A 16,183-nucleotide genomic window follows, 5' to 3' on the forward strand; every position below is an offset into this window, starting at 1 on the left:
GGTCGGTTCCTGCAGGTCGCTCGCCCGGTTGTGCGGTCGGAAGGTGTGCGTCGCGAGGTCCTCGGACACCCGGAGGACGGACTCGAAGGTCTCGCGGGAGTGGTCCGCGTAGCGCGGGAGAGCGGTGAGGTCCTCGACCTGCAACCAGTCGTGCAGGAGGAAGTCGAGGTCGGCACGGGACAGTGGCGTCGTCGCCATGGCGGGAGGCCTTCCGGAACGTGACAGGGGTCCCGGTTCGCGCTAGTCAGCCGGACCCACGACTGCCACTCGGTCGCCGGACCCGAACGGCAGCGCGGCGGTCACATCTCGGCGAGTGCGCCCGGGTCCTCGGGGAGGACCTGTCCGCCGTCGACGACGAGACTCTGACCGGTGACGAAGCCTGCCTGTGGAGAAGCGAAGTACAGGGCGGCATGACCGATGTCCTCGACGGTACCGAGCCGTCGCTGGGGGATGGCGGCCGCCATCGAGTCGAGGTAGTCCTGCCCCATGTCTCGGAGGCCCTCGGTGAGGACGTTGCCCGGCTGGACGGCGTTGATCGTGATCCCCCGGGGCGCGAGCTCGAGCGCGGCCGTCCGCACGTAGCCGAGTTGTGCCGCTTTGGACGCCCCGTAGTGGGCCCAGCCGGGATATCCGGTGAGTGGCCCCGTGATCGAGGAGGTGACGACGACGCGGCCGAGTTCGGAGCGGGTGAGTTCCTCCAGGCAGGCCGTCACGCAGAAGGCCGTCCCGTAGAAGTTCGTGCCGACGACCTCGTCGAGGGCGGTGCGGTCGAGTTCCTCCACGCGTGCGGACGGGAACACCCCTGCATTGGCACAGAGGACGTCGATGCCTCCGAACCTCGCGACGGTCGCCGCTGCGAGCGAACGGCAGGACGCTTCGTCGGACACATCGGTGACATGGACGGCCGTCTCACCGTCGATCGATTCAGCGGCACTCTCCAGCGCGGCGACGTCGCGGCCCGCGAGCATGACGGAAGCGCCCGCGGAGGCGAGGACCCGGGCGATGCCGAGTCCGATCCCTTTGCTTCCTCCGGTCACGATCGCGGTCCGGCCGTCGAGGGTGCTGAACATGTGTGTCTCTTCTCGCTGAGGGTGTGGGTGAGTGGGCCGGGGTGCCGGTCAGTCGAGCAACCAGGTGGGGGAGTCGAGGAATTTCCGCGCGACGGTGGCGGTGCCGGGGACCTGCGCGTGCCAGACCGCCGGTGGGAGAGCATCCTCCCGGTGGGTGGTCGTCCACCCGACCATCTGCAGTCGGCGGATCATGCTGAGAGCGCAGGCGTGGGCCAGGGCCTCGTCGTCGAGGCGGCTCACCCCCGAGTAACCCGCGACCCAGTCCCGGGCGAGGTCCGGGGCGTACGGTTCGTGTTCGATGAAGGTGAGCGCCGATGCGAAGTCGTAGAGGTACCACCCGATCCCACAGTCGTCGAAGTCGATGACCGTGAGGTCGGGGCCGGTGCTCATGATGTTCGAGGGTCGGAGGTCCGCGTGTATGAGGCCCCGGTCGGTCTCGGAGGTGGACAGGCCGGCGATCGTGTCACGCGCACGCGCCTCGGCGGCCTCGAACAGGTCCCGCTGGTCCGGGCTCATCCGGGCATCGCGCCAATCGCCCCACCGTGAGGTCGGCCCGAGCATGTCCCCGAGGTCCCAGGAGAACCGGTCGAATCCCTCCGGCCGTTCCCAGGTGGTTGAGTGGCGGTGGAACTTCGCCGTGATCTCCCCGAGCCGACGGTAATAGGGCCGTGGATCCGCCAGGTCCTCGACGACCTCGCCCTCGATGAACGCGAAGGCGACGACGCACCAGGGGTCGGCGCCGTCGGTCTGCGCGACGGGGAGGACGAGGGACCCGTCGTCGAGAGGGAGCACCTCGGGGACCCGGACGTCGGTGTCCTGGGCGAGTGCCCGTACCCAGGCGAGCTCCGAGGAGATCTGGTCGGGACGGACGTGGCCCGGGCGGTGCAGGCGGAGGACCGCGGTCGGAGCCCCGTCGACCTCCAGCCGGAAGGTGGCGTTCTCCGACACCGCGATGAGTCGGGCACGTGTGCGATCCGGGTCCAGCCCCCAACCGGACGTGACGGCACGAAGGAGCCAACCGGGAGCAGGGTCACCCCTCCGGAGCATGGCGAAAGCGGTGAATGGATCGGCGGAGACGGTCTGTGTCATCGGGATCTCCTCGGGGGATCGAGGAGGGTGGGCACCAGTGCCACGCTCGCACGACCGGCAGGGATCAGGAACCCTTGGCGTCGAACTTTTACCCGTTCGACCCATGGCGTCGCCTGCGAAACCGGGCCGTCACGTCGGGCGTCGACCTTTTCACGATGGGGAAACACCACGGACACCCGTGGCAATCCGTCCCTGACAGCATGGGTCCGACACGTCGACCACTCCGGAGGGTTCGGGCACCTTTGAAGTCGGCACATGTACACGTCGTGGCGCCTCGTCCCGCCGAAGGGACCCGAGGCACCCGAAGACCCCGAGGACTCACATGGCATCGCGCTCCACCATCATGGACACGAACAGCTTCCGCACCGAACATGCCGCGGGACTCGACGCCGACACGCGGACGCTCACCGAGCGAAGAGCGGAGCTCCTGGGCGGTTCGTACCGGCTGTTCTACCGGAAGCCCGTGCACCTGGTACGTGGCGAGGGGCAGTACCTGTGGGACGCGGCCGGCCACAAGTACCTGGACATGTACAACAACGTCGCGTCGATCGGCCACGCGCATCCTGCGGTCGTCGAGGCCGTGCACCGACAGATGCAGGAACTCAACACGCACACCCGGTACCTCCACGAGAGGATCCTCGACTACACGGACGCACTGCGGGGCACACTGCCCGCGATGATCGACGCCGCCGACTACAAGGCGATGTACATGTGCACGGGGTCCGAGGCGAACGACCTGGCCCTGCGCGTGGCGAAGGTCCACTCGGGCGGCACCGGTCTCATCGCGACGACGGAGGCGTATCACGGCAACTCCGAGCTGAGTTCATCCGTCTCGCCGGCGCTCGGCAGCGGACAGCCGATCGGGGAGGATGTGTGGCTGTTGCCGGCGCCGGATTCCTACCGCACCGGTGTGGACGACATCGGTGGGTGGTTCGCCGATCGTGTACGAGAGGCGATCGCGGACATGGCCCGGCGGGGTGTGCGGCCCGCCGCCTTCATCGCCGATTCGATCTTCTCCTCCGACGGTGTCCTGCCCGGCCGGTACCTGGCCGAGGCGGTCGCGGTCGTCCACGAGGCCGGGGGTGTGTTCATCGCCGACGAGGTCCAACCGGGCTTCGCCCGGACCGGGGAGAACTTCTGGGGCTTCGCCGCGCACGACGTCGTCCCGGACATCATCACGATGGGCAAACCGATGGGCAACGGCATCCCTGTGTCGGGCCTCCTGGCCCGCTCGGAGGTGCTCGCCTCCTTCAGCGACGCGATCCCGTACTTCAACACCTTCGGTGGGAACCCGGTGTCGATGGCGGCCGCCCAGGCGGTGCTCGAGGTCATCGAACGGGAAGGTCTGCAGGCACACGCCCGCGAGGTCGGTGCCACGGCACTGGGGGCCTTCCGGGAGTTGGCGGACGCCCACCCCTCGGTCGGCGACGTCCGGGGTGCCGGGCTCTTCATCGGCTTCGAGCTCGTCGCGGACAGGACGACCCGGGAACCGGACCGGGAGTCGGCCCTCGACATGCTGGAGGAACTGCGCAGTCGTGGTGTCCTCACCTCGGTGGCCGGACCCCACGGGAACGTGCTGAAACTGCGGCCGCCTCTGCCCTTCGCGGACGAGGACATCCCCTGGGCGGTACGTGCGCTGGACGAGTCACTCACGGCGGTGGAACGGGCGCGGAGGTGACGGCGAGGGGGCCACGGAAACTCGTGACCCCCTCGCCGAAGCGGTGGACCCAGAGGGACTCGAACCCCCGACCCTCTCGGTGTAAACGAGATGCTCTGGCCAACTGAGCTATAGGTCCGTGCGGCACCGTTGTGTGCAGCGCTACGAATATGCCACAGCGCGGGGAGCGTCCAGGAATCCGTGGAGCCCTGTGCCGACCCCGACCACCCGTCGTCCACGGGGACGACGGGTGGGAGGCGAGTGGCGTCGTGGCCCGAGTGCGAGCGGGTCAGCCCCCGACCGTCTCCCGCCCGGGTGGCGGTGTCCCCGCTCCCGGCCGTGTCATGTCCGCGGCGGGCAGCAGCGGGTCCGTCGCGGTCCCGCGCCACAGCGCGATCCACCGCATGACGTGGTAGAGCACGATCGCGGCGACGGAGCCGAGAGCGATGCCCGAGAAGGTCATCGACCCGGCGAGCAGTGTGTAGTCGGCGATCGCGACGATGAGGGCGACCGCGGCGGTGTTGAGGTTCACCGGGTTGGAGAAGTCGACGCGGTTCTGCACCCAGATCTTCACCCCGAGCATGCCGATCATGCCGTAGAGGACGGTCGCGGCACCGCCGAGTACGCCCTCGGGGATCGTCGCGAGGGCGACCCCGACCTTGGGCATCATGCTGAGTGCGAGTGCCACGAGCGCGGCGACGACGTAGGCGGCCGTCGAGTAGACGCGGGTGGCGGCCATGACGCCGATGTTCTCCGCGTAGGTGGTCGTACCGGAGCCACCTCCGGATCCGGCGAGAGCCGTCGAGAGACCGTCGGCGAAGAGTGCGCGCCCGGTCACCGGGTCGAGGTCCTTACCGGTCATCGCCGACACGGACTTCACGTGGCCGATGTTCTCGGCGACGAGGACGAGGACGACGGGCAGGAACAGCGGCAGGACCGCCCAGTCGAAGCTCGGGGCGTGGAAGGACGGCAGACCGACCCACCCGGCGGAGTCGACCGCCGTGAAGTCGACCTCGCCACGGGCGAGTGCCGTGAGGTACCCGACGACCACACCGATGAGGATCGAAAGACGGCCCAGGATCCCGCGGAACAGGACGGCGCACAGGACGATCGTGACGATCGTGACGACGGCGGTGACCGGTGCGGCGGCGACCCAGTTCCAGGCGGCCGGTGCGAGGTTGAAACCGATGAGCGCGACGATCGCGCCGGTGACGACCGGCGGCATGGTGAGCTCGATCCACCGGGTGCCGACGAAGTGGACGACGAGTCCGACGAGCGCGAGCAGGACACCGACGGCGACGATGCCGCCCTGGGCCACGGCCATGCGCTCGGCGTCGAGTGGGGTGCCGGCGGTCGCGTCGTAGAGGGTCACGGCCCCGATCGGGGCGAGGAGCCCGAAGGACGAGCCGAGATAGGAGGGCAGTCGCCCGGCGGTGATGCCGATGAAGAGGAGGGTGCCGACGGCCGTGAAGAACAGCGTGGTCGTCGGCGGGAACCCGGTGATGAGCGGGACGAGGAAGGTCGCGCCGAACATGGCGACGAGGTGCTGGGCCCCGATGCCGATCGTCCGCGGCCAGGACAGGCGCTCGTCCGGCTGGACGACCTCCCCGGGGGCCACGGACCGACCGTCACCGTGGAGTTTCCAGAGAGCCGGCTTCGCCGTCGTCCGCTCACCGGAGCGCGGGGAGGATTCTGGGGAGGATTCGTTCATGACTCCCATTGTCCCCCGGGTCCTCGACCAGGGTGTGTGATACTCCCCGCGCCGGGACCCCGACCGCACACGAGGTGCCCTGCAGTTCTCATGGGAACTGCGGGGCACCTCGTCTGCGGGGGAGTGTCAGTCGCGCAGGGAACGTTTGAGGATCTTGCCCGCGGAGTTCTTGGGCAGGGCGTCGACGAAGTGGACGGCCTTGGGCACCTTGAAGGGGGCCAGCCGGTCCTTCACGTGGGCGAGCACGCTGTCGACCGTGAGGTCGGCGGCATCGAGCACGTCGTCCTTGCGGACCACGTAGGCGGTGATCGCCTCGATCCACTTCTCGTCGGGCTGACCGACGACGGCGACCTCCGCTACTTCGGCGAGTTCGAAGATCGCGTCCTCGACCTGGCGGCTGGCGACGAGCACACCGCCGGTGTTGATGACGTCCTTCACCCGGTCGACGACCTCGATGAAGCCGTTCTCGTCCTGCTTGACGAGGTCACCGGAGTGGAACCAGCCGCCGCGGAAGGCCTCCTCGGTGGCCTCGGGCTTGTTCCAGTAGCCCTCGCACAGGTGCGGGGACCGGTAGAGGATCTCGCCCTGTTCGCCCGGGGCGACGTCCTGGTCGTCGGCGTCGACGACGCGGGTCTCGACGAAGAGGGTGGGCCGTCCGGCGGAGCCCGGGTGGTCGGCGTGCTCCTCGGGGCGCAGGACGGTGCACAGCGGGCCCATCTCCGACTGTCCGAAGCAGTTGTAGAAACCGAGCTCGGGCAGGCGCTCCTGCAGGCGGGTGAGCACCGGGCCGGGCATGATCGAGGCGCCGTAGTACGCCTTGCGCAGACTGGAGAGGTCACGGGTGGCGAAGTCCGGGTGGTTGACGAGCGCGACCCAGACGGTCGGTGCGGCGAAGAAGGTGTCGATCCGTTCGGTCTCGATGAGCTCCATGAGATCGGCCGGGACCGGCCCGGGCACGATGATGTTGTACGCACCGCGGGCGAGTGCCGGGAGCATGAAGACGTGCATCTGCGCCGAGTGGTAGAGCGGCAGGGCGTGGACCTGGCGATCGGAGGCTTCGAAATCGAGCTCGTCGAGACACGAGATGTACTGGTGGACGAGTGCCCGGTGGGTCATCATCGCGCCCTTCGGCGCCGAGGTGGTCCCGGAGGTGTAGAGCAGCTGGGCGAGGTCGGTGTCCGCGACGTCGAACTCCTCCGACCCGGCCGGTGCGACCTCGGCGGCGGTGGCGACCGGCAGCAGGTCGTCGAAGAGCATCCGCTGGACGGTCTGGCCGGCGGCGGTCGCCTCGACGTCGGGCAGCAGGGCCCGGTCGCTCACGACGACGGTGGCACCTGAATCGGTGAGCAGGTACTCCAGTTCGTCGTTCTTCAACTGGTAGTTCACCGGCACGTGGGTGAGCCCGGCCCGGACGACCCCGAGGAAGACGAGGACGTAGAGGTCGGAGTTCGTCCCGTAGGCGGCCACCCGGTCGCCCTTGCCCAGGCCGAGGCCGAGGAAGTGGCGGGCGAGAGCGGTGGCGGCGGAGTCGACCTCGGCATAGGTCCAGGTCCGGTCACCGAACACGAGGGCGGTGTCGCCCGGGACCCGGCGGGCCGAACGGCGGACGAGGTCGGCGATGGTGCTGGCACGTGTGAGGCTTGATCGCGTCGTTGAGATCTCGGTCATGGCCCGAATCTATACGCATCCGGGCGCAGGTGGGAACGGGTGTCCGCAAGGCGGGCGGGCGGAATGGGAACGGCCCGGTGGGCGTCAGTGGGCCCGGGGGAGTGCGCATGTGCGAAAGTGGGCGCATGCACACTCCCACCGTCTCCGATCTCGTCTCCGCCTGTGACGCCCTCTGGCCGCCCGAGTACGCGGAGTCCTGGGACACCGTGGGTCTGGCCGTCGGCGACCCGGACGCCACGGTGCGGAAGGTCCTTTTCGCCCTCGACCCCACCGACGCCGTCGTCGAGAAGGCCGTGAGCGGCGGCTACGACCTCCTGCTGACCCACCATCCCCTCATGCTCCGCGGGGTCACCTCGGTGAGCGCCGCGACGCTCAAGGGTGGTGCGGTGCACCGTCTCATCCGCGCCGGTGTCGCCCAGTTCAACGCCCACACGAACGCCGATTCCGCGCTCGGGGGCGTCACCGACGTCCTCGCCGACCTCATCGACCTGCGCGACCGGCAGCCGCTCGCCCCGACCGCGGGTGCGCCCGAGGGGGTGGGTATCGGCCGTGTCGGTTCCCTGTCGGAACCACGCACCGTCGCCGAGGTGGCCCGCACGCTGGCCGCCGCCGTTCCGGCGACCGTCACCGGAGTCCGCATCGCAGGCGCACCCGAGGCGCCCGTCACCCGGGTGGCCGTGCTCGGCGGCGCCGGTGACTCGATGTTCGAGGCCGTCCGCGCCCACGACGTCGACCTCTACATCACCTCGGACCTGCGCCACCACCCGGCGACCGAGGCGCGTGACACCGCCCATCGCACCGACGACCGGCCACATCTCGTCGACGTCGTCCACTGGGCGGCGGAATCCCCCTGGTGCGAGGTCGCCGCCGACCAGCTCTCGGTCGAACTCGACCGGCGGGGGTTCGCCGTCGACATCGACGTCGACCACACCGTCACCGATCCGTGGACCCTGCGGATCGACCAGGGGACGCACGCGGTTCCCGCCGACGGGGCGGGCGCCTCGGCGGCGGGGGACGAGACGAACGGGAACGGAGACCTGTGATGGAACTGGACGAGGCACAGCAGAAGGCGCTCGTCGCCTGGCTCGACGACCGGGCCGCCCTGCGGCGAAACCGGACGGAGGCGAAGCAGGAGGACCTGCTGGCGCGGCTGAAGGCGACCGCCGAGGACCACACGGCGCGGACGAAGGCGCTGCAGGCGGCGACCGCCGAGAAGGAGACGCTCGAAGAGAGGATCGCCGCGCTGCAGGCGGACATCGATGCCCGCGGCAAGCGGATCGCCGAGATGGAGACCGCGCTCAACGCCGGGACGGGACTGACCTCGAAGGACCTGGTCGCGCTGCAGCACGACATCGAATCGGCCCGTGCCGCCCTGTCCGCGCAGGAGGACGAGGAACTCGTCGCGATGGACGAGTTGGAGACCCTCGACGCACGGATCGACACGGAGAAGGCCGAACTGTCCGAGGTCGCAGCCACGGGTAAGGCGCTCCAGCAGGAGAAGGCGGCCACGCAGCAACGCCTGGACGCCGAGGCGGCGGAGATCACGCAGCGGCTGGCCGCTGATCTTGCGGGGCTACCGGAGGGGTTCGCCGCCGACCTGCGGGCGCGGGAGGCGGCCGGGGGAGCGACGGCCGGACTCGTGAAGGCGGGCGCCTGTGGGGCCTGCGGTCAGGAGTTCAGCGGGGTCGCGAAGGACGCGCTCACCCACGCGAGCCCGGGCACCGTGCTCACCTGCGAGGAGTGCGAGGCGTACCTGCTGGTGCAGTGATGTCGCGGGTGCGGTGGGGTTCCGGGGGCAGTGGAGTCTCGCGTGCGGTGAGGTTTCAGAGCACGACGTCGAGTGCGGCGGGCTTGCGGCCGGTCGAGGCCGTGAACTCGACGCGGTAGTGGGCCGCGGCCCGTTCGACGAGGCTGTCGAGATCCTCCGGCCACGGAGCGGGATCGCGCAGCAGGTGCCCCACGAGTTCCCCGCGCGTGTGCTTGGCGTTGTGGGAGACGACGGTGCGCTTGCCGTCCTTCTCCGTGAACACGTTGACGACGGCCGTGAGCGCCGGGTCGCCGGGCCAGGACTTGCGGTAGTCGGTCGAGCGGCAGTCGAGGACGGGGCGGCCGGCGAACTCCTCGTCGAGGACAGGCGACAGACGCTTCTTCCACCAGGTCGACAGGGTGCCGAGGTCCCCGAGCTTCGTCTTCATCGCCAGTCGGTAGGCCGGGACGGGGTCGAGGGCGCCCACGATGCCGAACAGGCCGGAGCTCACGTACACCTCCTCGAGGCGGGCGCGCAGCGTGGTGGTCGTGGCGTCGTCGGTGGTGTCGGCGCCGGTCGTTCCGGAGCCGCCGTCGGTGGTGAGGGCGACCTCGGAGTCGGTGAGGCCGAGCGCGGCGTACAACACGCCGGTGTAGGTGAGGAGCGCCGGGGCGCAGGGGATCGTCTCCAGCCGGGTGTTCCGTTCGACGTCCGCGCCCAGGCTCTTGCCGACGCCCAACCGTTCGAGGGCATCCGGTGCCGCCGAGACCTCCCGGAGCGTGTCGAGCACGGTGCGGCGCTCGGGTGCGAGGTCCGGGAAGTGCAGGTCCCACAGGTCGAGGGTCGGGCCGGAGTCGGCAGGAGTCTTGCCCTCGGAGGGCGGCAGGAGAACGATCACGGCGGACCATTCTACGGACCGAAGTGGGGTGCCCGGACACGGGTGCCGACGCAGGGCAGCTCACGGAGCGGACGGACCGGCGGACGGTCCGGCGGGTGGACCGCGGTGGGCGGGGAGAGGTCCAGGGCGCCTCGGGAGCGGGGGCGGGTGCGGTGTGCCCGGCGTCCGTTTCCGCCGGGAGGTGGGGGAGGACTAGGATGGACTGTCTGAGGACAGGTCGTCGGACGGTTACGGCGCGTGCACCGACCGGTGTTGGCGACGAGGAACGTCCGGGCTCCACAGAGCGCGATGGTGGGTAACGCCCACCCGGGGTGACCCGCGGGACAGTGCCACAGAGAGCAGACCGCCCGCCCGGTGTCTCGCGACGCCGGCTGTGGGTAAGGGTGAAAGGGTGGTGTAAGAGACCACCGGGTGCCGGGTGACCGGGACCGCACGGTAAACCCCATCGGGAGCAAGATCGTACAGACGGCGTTCGAGGGCTGCTCGCCCGAGCCGTCGGGTGGATCGCTCGAGGGTGTCGGCAACGGCACCCCTAGACAGATGACCGTCGATCGGGACCCGAGCAATCGGCCCGTGAACAGAACCCGGCGTACAGGCGGCCTGTCCTCACTCTCTTCTCGTCGTCGGCTTCCTGTTGTGTTCTTCCTTCCGGTCTTTCCGGCCGGTCAGGTGCTGGGAACCCGGAGGTCCGCTGCTCGGAGGTCTCCTCGCCGGAGTGGCGCTCGGTTGGGCGCTCGGTGGTCCGGTGCTCCTGTGGTGCATCGCCGCGGTCGCGATCCTGCTCATCGGCACGTTCGTCTTCGCCGCGATGATCGCGGTCCCGGGCCTCACCACGAACATCTGGATCATCTGCGCCATGATGGTCCTCAGCGGTGCGACGATCGCCCTGTGGAACGTCACCGTCGTCTCCCTGCGCCAGGAGATCACCCCCGACCACGTGCTCGGGCGGCTCAACAGCGCCTACCGATTGCTCGCGTGGGGTTCCCAGCCGCTCGGCGCACTCCTCGGTGGCCTGGTGGCGGGCGTCGTCGGACTCCAGTGGACCTTCGTGATCTTCGGCCTCGGCACCCTCGTGACCCTCGTGTTCCTCCCGGCGATCAGCAACAGCCGGATCGCCGCCGCCATCGAGGCCTCCGGTGCCACTTCTCGGTGAAAGCCAGTGAAGCTCGAAGGGTAGAAGGGTAGACGGGTAGACGACCAAGTACTTCGGGTAGAAGATGGTTCCATGGGACTGAACATCAAGAAGTCGAGCGCGGAAGAAGCCATTCGAGAACTCGCCGGGCTCACCGGTGAGTCTCTGACGAACGCGCTCGAAACCGCAGTACGCGAACGGCTTGCACGCGTTCGTACCGAGCGAGTCGATTATGCCGAGAACGACAATCTGAGAGCGATCCGGTGCATCATCGCCGGGCGCGAGGCCTCCCGGGAAGAAATCGATGCAGAACTGTACGACGAAGCGGGCCTGCCCCGATGATCGTCGACACTTCGGCCATCATCGCCCTCGTGCATGACGAGCCGACGGCAGAACACGTGTACTCGGTGCTGAGCAGAGACCCTGACACCCGGATGTCGGCCGCTACCAGGGTGGAACTCACCGCAGTGATCTCCCGGTACCGCAGTCCGGCACTCCATCGTCACGTCGACAGGTTGTTGGCCGAACTCGGTGTGCGCATCGAAGCATTCGACTCGAGACAGGCCGAGGCGGCGAGCGCGGCGTATCGGGATTTCGGAAAAGTCTCCGGACATCCGGCCCGACTGAACATGGGGGACTGTTACAGCTACGCGCTTGCGTCCGTCAGCGGTGAACCCCTTGTCTACGTGGGAGACGATTTCACACACACGGACGTGAAGCCCGGCCTGTGAAGCGGACAGCCCTCAGCGCTGCTTCTTGACCTTCGCCTTGCCGTCATTGGCGGCCAGGTAGCCGGCGCCGACCATGCCGGCATCGTTGAACAGTTGCGCGGGGACGATCGGGGTCTTCAGATCCAGGAGCGGCAGGAACTCCGCGTGGCTCTTCGACACCCCGCCGCCGACGATGAAGACATCGGGATTCAACAGCCGTTCGAGCATCGTGTAGTACTGCTGCAGGCGGCCTGCCCACTCTTCGTAGCTCAGGCCCTCCCGGACCTTGACCGATTCGGCGGCCTGGGTCTCGGCGTCGGCGCCATTCATCTCGATGTGTCCGAGCTCAGTGAAGGGCAGCAGGTGACCGCGGGCGAACACCGCGGTACCGATCCCGGTGCCCAGGGTCGTCATGACGGCGACCTTCTTGCGGTAGTCCTGGCCGGCGCCGAAGGACATCTCCGCGAGACCGGCGGCGTCCGCGTCGTTGATGACGTGGCAGGTGCGTCCGGTCGCCGCCTCCACCCGCTCGACCAGGTTCGCCCCGATCCACGAGGGATCGAGATTCGGGGCGAACTCGACGACCCCGTTCTTCACGACACCGGGGAACGCGACGCCCAGCGGCATCCCGTCCAGATCCGCGACCGAGGCGATCGCCTCCTTGCGCACGGCCTTCTCGATCATGCCGTCGAGCGCCTCGACGACGACGGCGACCACCGCGTCCGGCGTGGCGGGCTTGGGTGTGAGCACCCGGTTCCTCTTGAAGGCGAGCTGCGCCGCCTCCAGGTCCACGAGTCCGGCCTTGATGCCGGTGCCGCCGATGTCGATGCCGATGCCGTAGTGCATGGGAGGGTCCTCCGCGTCGAGGTGGGCTGAGAGGGGCGAGGTGGGGCAGGGTGGTTCAGTCGCGCACCGGTCCGTGGTACGTCATGGCGTCCTCGTCCGGCAGGGTCAATATATCCGCACCCGACTCGGTCACGACCAGAGTGTGTTCGAACTGGGCGGAACGCTTGCGGTCCTTCGTCACGACGGTCCAGTCGTCGTCCCACTGGTCCCAGTCCGGGGTGCCGAGGTTGAGCATGGGCTCGATCGTGAAGATCATCCCGGGTTCCATGACCTCGTCGTGCGCCGGGGCCGCGTCGTAGTGCGGGATGATGAGGCCGGAGTGGAACTCGCGGCCCACACCGTGTCCGGTGAAATCGGTGACGACGCCGTATCCGAATCGGCGGGCGTACTTCTCGATGACCCGTCCGATGACATTCACCTGGCGACCCGGCTTCACGGCCTTGATGCCCCGCATGGTCGCCTCGTAGGTGCGCTCGACGAGCAGGCGGGACTCCTCGTCGGGTTCGCCGACGTAGAACGTGTAGTTGTTGTCGCCGTGCATCCCGTCCCTGTACGCCGTGACGTCGAGGTTGACGATGTCCCCGTCCTGCAGGACGGTCGAGTCGGGGATGCCGTGGCAGATGACCTCGTTCACCGAGGTGCAGATGGACTTGGTGAAGCTGCGGTACCCGAGCGTCGACGGATACGCGCCGTGATCGCACATGTACTCGTGGGCGACCCGGTCGAGTTCGTCGGTCGTCACGCCCGGCGCGATGATCTTCCCGGCCTCGGCCATGGCGTTCGCCGCGATCCGGCCGGCGGCGCGGACGAGCTCGATCTCCTCGGCGGTGTACATGTCGCCGCCCTGGCCCTCGTTCGGGACCGCGCGACCCACGTACTCGGGGCGTTCGATGGAGTCCGGGACGGAGCGGACGGGGGACACTTTGCCCTTCGTGAGGGTGCCGAGCGGTGCATGCGTAGTCATGATGCTCCCCAGTCTATGCGCAGGTCATGTCCTAGGATCAGGGGGATCCACGACACGAAGGGGGAGGGGCGACCAGGTGGAGAACTCCGCGCTCGAGGGATTCCAGGACGTCGTCCGGCAGTCGAGCACCCCGCAGCAGATCGCCGACCACGTGCTCGCGTCGATCGCCTCGGGCGCTCTCCCGGAGGGTGCTGCGCTACCGCCCGAACGGGAACTCGCCGCGGGACTCCAGGTCTCCCGTTCCAGCGTGCGGGCGGCCCTCGACCGGTTGGAACGCGGCGGCTTCGTCGTCCGGCGGCGGGGTCGCGGCGGTGGTACCTTCGTCGCCCGGCCGGACTCCGCGGCACTCGACGGGGTCTCGGACCGGGTTCACGAGTTCACCCGCGCCCGGCGGCACCTGCTCGACGCCCGCGCCGTCCTGCAGAACCGCGTCGCGCACCACGCCGCCCTCCATCGCACCGACGCCGAGGTGTCCCTCCTGGAGGGCCTCGCCGCGGCCTATGCCGGGACGAAGGACGCCGCTGCGGCGCGCGTGGCCGACGCCCGCCTGCACCACGCCATGGCGGTCGCCGGTCACAACCCCGAGATCGAGCGGATGGCGGTCGATCTCGACACCCGGATCAACGCGGGGTTCCGGCACGACCCGTTCTCCGCGGCCTTGTTCACCCGTGCCTGCGAGGACCACCGGCACATCGTCGCGGCGATCCGCAACCGCGATGCCGACTCCGCCGCCCGCCTCTGCGAGGAGCACTTCCGGGCGACGACCATTCTCGAGGAATGAACGGATCTCCGAAACGGCGTGGAGGAGCCGGAAAATCGGGCACAGTCGGGCGACGACCATCCTCGAGGAGTGAGGTGGCGCCGGGACTGTCGTGGAGGAGACGGAAAATCGGGCACAGTCGGGCGACGACCATCCTCGAGGAGTGACCGTGCCATCCTCGAGGAGTGACCGTGCCATCCTCGCGGAGTGACTGCCACGGGAAACAGCCCGGACACGTGTTCTCGACTACAGTGATCTCCGAGTGCTCATACGACCCAGGAGGCCCATGTGAACAGTGGTGACAGCGGTCGGGATCGCCAGGATCCCGGCGCCGACAAGTACTGGTTCAACACCCGGACCCGCACCGTGGAGAAGGGGAAGAAGAGCGCCTGGGAGAACCGCATGGGCCCGTACGACACGGAAGAGGAAGCGCGGAACGCGCTCGGCACCGCCGCGGAACGGACCGCGGACTGGGAAGCCGACGACTGGAACGCGTGAGCACCCACGATCACCGTGCGCACCGTGTGGTCGGTCGCGCACACCGGACCGCAGAACTGGACGAACGAGAGGGACGTCGATGGTTTCCATGAGCAGGCAGCAGGAGTACGTCCTCAAGGCGATCGAGGACCGGGACGTCCGTTTCATCCGGTTGTGGTTCTCCGACGTCGTGGGGCAGCTGAAGTCGGTGGCGATCGTGCCGGCAGAACTCGAGGGTGCCTTCGGCGAGGGGATCGGCTTCGACGGCTCCTCGATCGAGGGCTTCAGTCGGGTCTTCGAGTCGGACATGGTGCTCCGCCCGGACCCCACCACCTTCAGCCTCCTGCCCTGGCGCGGTGAGAAGGAACCCACCGCCCGCATGCTCTGCGACGTGTACGACCCGGACGGCCACCCGGCCGCCGTGGACCCCCGTCGGGTCCTCAAGAACACGATGGACCGGGCCGCGGAGATGGGCTTCACCTTCTACGTACACCCGGAGATGGAGTTCTACCTCTTCGAGTCCGGCAACCTCGACGGTGACCTGCCGCGACCGGTCGACACCGCCGGGTACTTCGACCACGTGAACGGGGGGACCGCGAACGACTTCCGTCGCGAGGCGGTCCACACCTTGGAGTCGATGGGCATCTCCGTCGAGTTCTCCCACCACGAGGCCGGTCCCGGCCAGAACGAGATCGATCTGCGGTACGCGGACGCGCTCACGATGGCCGACAACGTCATGACGTTCCGGACCGTCGTCAAGGAGGTCGCGCTCCAGCAGGGTGTCTTCGCCTCCTTCATGCCCAAGCCGCTGGCCGACCAGCCGGGTAACGGCATGCACACCCACGTCTCCTTGTTCGAGGGCGAGACGAACGTGTTCTACGACCCCTCGGCCGAGTACAGCCTCTCGAAGCTCGGGCGCCAGTTCGTCGCCGGTCTGCTCAAGCACACCCCGGAGATCGCGGCGGTCACCAACCAGTACGTGAACTCCTACAAGCGCATGTGGACCGGCCACGAGGCGCCCAGCTACATCTGTTGGGGCCACCGCAACCGGTCCGCCCTCGTGCGCATCCCGCAGTACAAGTCCGGCAAGGCTTCCTCGGCCCGGGCCGAGTACCGCGGCATCGACTCCGCGGCGAACCCCTACCTGGCCTACGCGCTCATGCTCGCCGCCGGCCTCAAGGGGATCGAGGGCGAGTACGAGCTCCCCGACGAGGCCGAGGACAACGTCTGGGAGCTCTCGGAGACCGAGCGCCGCGCCATGGGCATCGAGCCGATGCCGCAGAGCCTGGACGACGCCCTGGAGAAGATGCAGAACTCCGAGCTCGTCGCCCAGACGCTCGGCGAACAGGTCTTCGACTTCCTCCTGCGCGACAAGCGCACGGAGTGGACCGAGTACCGCAACCAGGTGACGCCCTTCGAGCTCAAGCGGCACTTCTACACCCTGTGAGGTGAGC

At 68.7% G+C, this 16,183-nt stretch carries 17 protein-coding genes, 1 tRNA gene and 1 other RNA gene; 10 read left to right on the forward strand and 9 right to left on the reverse strand.

The window, feature by feature from the left end:
- From AAD496_RS05755 to AAD496_RS05765, 3 genes are all read right to left on the reverse strand, one after another.
- Positions 1-198: acyl-CoA dehydrogenase N-terminal domain-containing protein (locus AAD496_RS05755; RefSeq protein WP_349827705.1), on the reverse strand; the 198-nt coding region annotated here is incomplete at its 3' end.
- A gap of 101 nt (positions 199-299) precedes the next feature.
- Positions 300-1,070 (reverse strand): 3-oxoacyl-ACP reductase FabG, encoded by a 771-nt coding sequence (gene fabG / locus AAD496_RS05760; protein ID WP_349827706.1) that lies wholly within the window; start codon positions 1,068-1,070, stop codon positions 300-302.
- Positions 1,071-1,118: 48 nt separating this feature from the next.
- Entirely contained in the window at positions 1,119-2,159 is a 1,041-nt protein-coding gene (locus AAD496_RS05765) for a phosphotransferase enzyme family protein (protein ID WP_349827707.1), read from the reverse strand.
- Between the two features lie 322 nt (positions 2,160-2,481).
- Between AAD496_RS05765 and AAD496_RS05770 the strand changes: the two genes are divergently transcribed.
- A complete protein-coding gene (locus AAD496_RS05770; protein ID WP_349827708.1) occupies positions 2,482-3,837 on the forward strand; it encodes an aspartate aminotransferase family protein in 1,356 nt (451 codons plus the stop codon).
- Positions 3,838-3,881: 44 nt separating this feature from the next.
- Here AAD496_RS05770 and AAD496_RS05775 read toward each other — a convergent pair.
- The 3 genes from AAD496_RS05775 to AAD496_RS05785 form a co-directional block, all read right to left on the reverse strand.
- Positions 3,882-3,955 (reverse strand) — tRNA-Val (locus AAD496_RS05775).
- A 150-nt stretch (positions 3,956-4,105) separates the two neighbouring features.
- Positions 4,106-5,527 (reverse strand): uracil-xanthine permease family protein, encoded by a 1,422-nt coding sequence (locus tag AAD496_RS05780; RefSeq protein ID WP_349827709.1) that lies wholly within the window; start codon positions 5,525-5,527, stop codon positions 4,106-4,108.
- 126 nt (positions 5,528-5,653) lie between these two features.
- Complete coding sequence (locus AAD496_RS05785; protein ID WP_349827710.1) at positions 5,654-7,195, reverse strand: fatty acyl-CoA synthetase; 1,542 nt, start codon at positions 7,193-7,195, stop codon at positions 5,654-5,656.
- 125 nt (positions 7,196-7,320) lie between these two features.
- Here AAD496_RS05785 and AAD496_RS05790 point away from each other — a divergent pair, with 125 nt between their 5' ends.
- Both AAD496_RS05790 and AAD496_RS05795 read left to right on the forward strand, forming a co-directional pair.
- The gene (locus AAD496_RS05790) at positions 7,321-8,238 is read left to right on the forward strand and encodes a Nif3-like dinuclear metal center hexameric protein (protein ID WP_349827711.1); all 918 of its coding nucleotides are present in this window, start codon (positions 7,321-7,323) and stop codon (positions 8,236-8,238) included.
- The gene (locus AAD496_RS05795; RefSeq protein ID WP_349827712.1) at positions 8,238-8,963 is read left to right on the forward strand and encodes a zinc ribbon domain-containing protein; all 726 of its coding nucleotides are present in this window, start codon (positions 8,238-8,240) and stop codon (positions 8,961-8,963) included. The genes AAD496_RS05790 and AAD496_RS05795 overlap by 1 nt, the downstream gene beginning before the upstream one ends.
- Before the next feature lie 55 nt (positions 8,964-9,018).
- Here AAD496_RS05795 and AAD496_RS05800 read toward each other — a convergent pair whose 3' ends face one another.
- The gene (locus tag AAD496_RS05800; RefSeq protein ID WP_349827713.1) at positions 9,019-9,840 is read right to left on the reverse strand and encodes a YaaA family protein; all 822 of its coding nucleotides are present in this window, start codon (positions 9,838-9,840) and stop codon (positions 9,019-9,021) included.
- A gap of 212 nt (positions 9,841-10,052) precedes the next feature.
- On the opposite strand from AAD496_RS05800, the gene rnpB reads away from it, so the two are divergent.
- The 4 genes from rnpB to AAD496_RS05820 all read left to right on the forward strand — a co-directional run bounded on the left by rnpB (position 10,053) and on the right by AAD496_RS05820 (position 11,703).
- An RNA gene (gene rnpB / locus AAD496_RS05805) (RNase P RNA component class A) lies at positions 10,053-10,448 on the forward strand.
- Positions 10,449-10,474: 26 nt separating this feature from the next.
- The gene (locus AAD496_RS05810; RefSeq protein ID WP_349827714.1) at positions 10,475-10,993 is read left to right on the forward strand and encodes an MFS transporter; all 519 of its coding nucleotides are present in this window, start codon (positions 10,475-10,477) and stop codon (positions 10,991-10,993) included.
- Positions 10,994-11,065: 72 nt separating this feature from the next.
- Positions 11,066-11,314, forward strand: coding sequence for a type II toxin-antitoxin system VapB family antitoxin (locus tag AAD496_RS05815; protein WP_349827715.1), 249 nt, complete (start codon positions 11,066-11,068; stop codon positions 11,312-11,314).
- Complete coding sequence (locus AAD496_RS05820; protein WP_349827716.1) at positions 11,311-11,703, forward strand: type II toxin-antitoxin system VapC family toxin; 393 nt, start codon at positions 11,311-11,313, stop codon at positions 11,701-11,703. The genes AAD496_RS05815 and AAD496_RS05820 overlap by 4 nt, the downstream gene beginning before the upstream one ends.
- 12 nt (positions 11,704-11,715) lie before the next feature.
- Here AAD496_RS05820 and ppgK read toward each other — a convergent pair whose 3' ends face one another.
- Positions 11,716-12,528, reverse strand: a complete 813-nt coding sequence (gene ppgK, locus AAD496_RS05825) for a polyphosphate--glucose phosphotransferase (protein ID WP_349827717.1) — start codon at positions 12,526-12,528, stop codon at positions 11,716-11,718.
- A gap of 55 nt (positions 12,529-12,583) precedes the next feature.
- A complete protein-coding gene (gene map, locus AAD496_RS05830) occupies positions 12,584-13,492 on the reverse strand; it encodes a type I methionyl aminopeptidase (RefSeq protein ID WP_349827718.1) in 909 nt (302 codons plus the stop codon).
- A 76-nt stretch (positions 13,493-13,568) separates the two neighbouring features.
- On the opposite strand from map, the gene AAD496_RS05835 reads away from it, so the two are divergent.
- The 3 genes from AAD496_RS05835 to glnA all read left to right on the forward strand — a co-directional run bounded on the left by AAD496_RS05835 (position 13,569) and on the right by glnA (position 16,176).
- The gene (locus tag AAD496_RS05835) at positions 13,569-14,273 is read left to right on the forward strand and encodes a FadR/GntR family transcriptional regulator (protein ID WP_349827719.1); all 705 of its coding nucleotides are present in this window, start codon (positions 13,569-13,571) and stop codon (positions 14,271-14,273) included.
- 267 nt (positions 14,274-14,540) lie between these two features.
- Positions 14,541-14,750, forward strand: coding sequence for a hypothetical protein (locus tag AAD496_RS05840; RefSeq protein WP_349827720.1), 210 nt, complete (start codon positions 14,541-14,543; stop codon positions 14,748-14,750).
- 88 nt (positions 14,751-14,838) lie between these two features.
- Complete coding sequence (gene glnA, locus AAD496_RS05845; RefSeq protein WP_349827721.1) at positions 14,839-16,176, forward strand: type I glutamate--ammonia ligase; 1,338 nt, start codon at positions 14,839-14,841, stop codon at positions 16,174-16,176.
- Positions 16,177-16,183 lie beyond the last annotated feature (7 nt).

The organism is Brevibacterium litoralis (assembly GCF_040212315.1).
In the GTDB taxonomy this organism is placed as follows: domain Bacteria; phylum Actinomycetota; class Actinomycetes; order Actinomycetales; family Brevibacteriaceae; genus Brevibacterium; species Brevibacterium litoralis.

Coding starts and splice junctions, on each gene's coding strand:
- fabG (WP_349827706.1), bottom strand. CDS start 1,070: ATGTTCAGCACCCTCGACGGCCGGACCGCGATCGTGACCGGAGGAAGC.
- AAD496_RS05765 (WP_349827707.1), bottom strand. CDS start 2,159: ATGACACAGACCGTCTCCGCCGATCCATTCACCGCTTTCGCCATGCTC.
- AAD496_RS05770 (WP_349827708.1), top strand. CDS start 2,482: ATGGCATCGCGCTCCACCATCATGGACACGAACAGCTTCCGCACCGAA.
- AAD496_RS05780 (WP_349827709.1), bottom strand. CDS start 5,527: ATGAACGAATCCTCCCCAGAATCCTCCCCGCGCTCCGGTGAGCGGACG.
- AAD496_RS05785 (WP_349827710.1), bottom strand. CDS start 7,195: ATGACCGAGATCTCAACGACGCGATCAAGCCTCACACGTGCCAGCACC.
- AAD496_RS05790 (WP_349827711.1), top strand. CDS start 7,321: ATGCACACTCCCACCGTCTCCGATCTCGTCTCCGCCTGTGACGCCCTC.
- AAD496_RS05795 (WP_349827712.1), top strand. CDS start 8,238: ATGGAACTGGACGAGGCACAGCAGAAGGCGCTCGTCGCCTGGCTCGAC.
- AAD496_RS05815 (WP_349827715.1), top strand. CDS start 11,066: ATGGGACTGAACATCAAGAAGTCGAGCGCGGAAGAAGCCATTCGAGAA.
- AAD496_RS05820 (WP_349827716.1), top strand. CDS start 11,311: ATGATCGTCGACACTTCGGCCATCATCGCCCTCGTGCATGACGAGCCG.
- ppgK (WP_349827717.1), bottom strand. CDS start 12,528: ATGCACTACGGCATCGGCATCGACATCGGCGGCACCGGCATCAAGGCC.
- map (WP_349827718.1), bottom strand. CDS start 13,492: ATGACTACGCATGCACCGCTCGGCACCCTCACGAAGGGCAAAGTGTCC.
- glnA (WP_349827721.1), top strand. CDS start 14,839: ATGAGCAGGCAGCAGGAGTACGTCCTCAAGGCGATCGAGGACCGGGAC.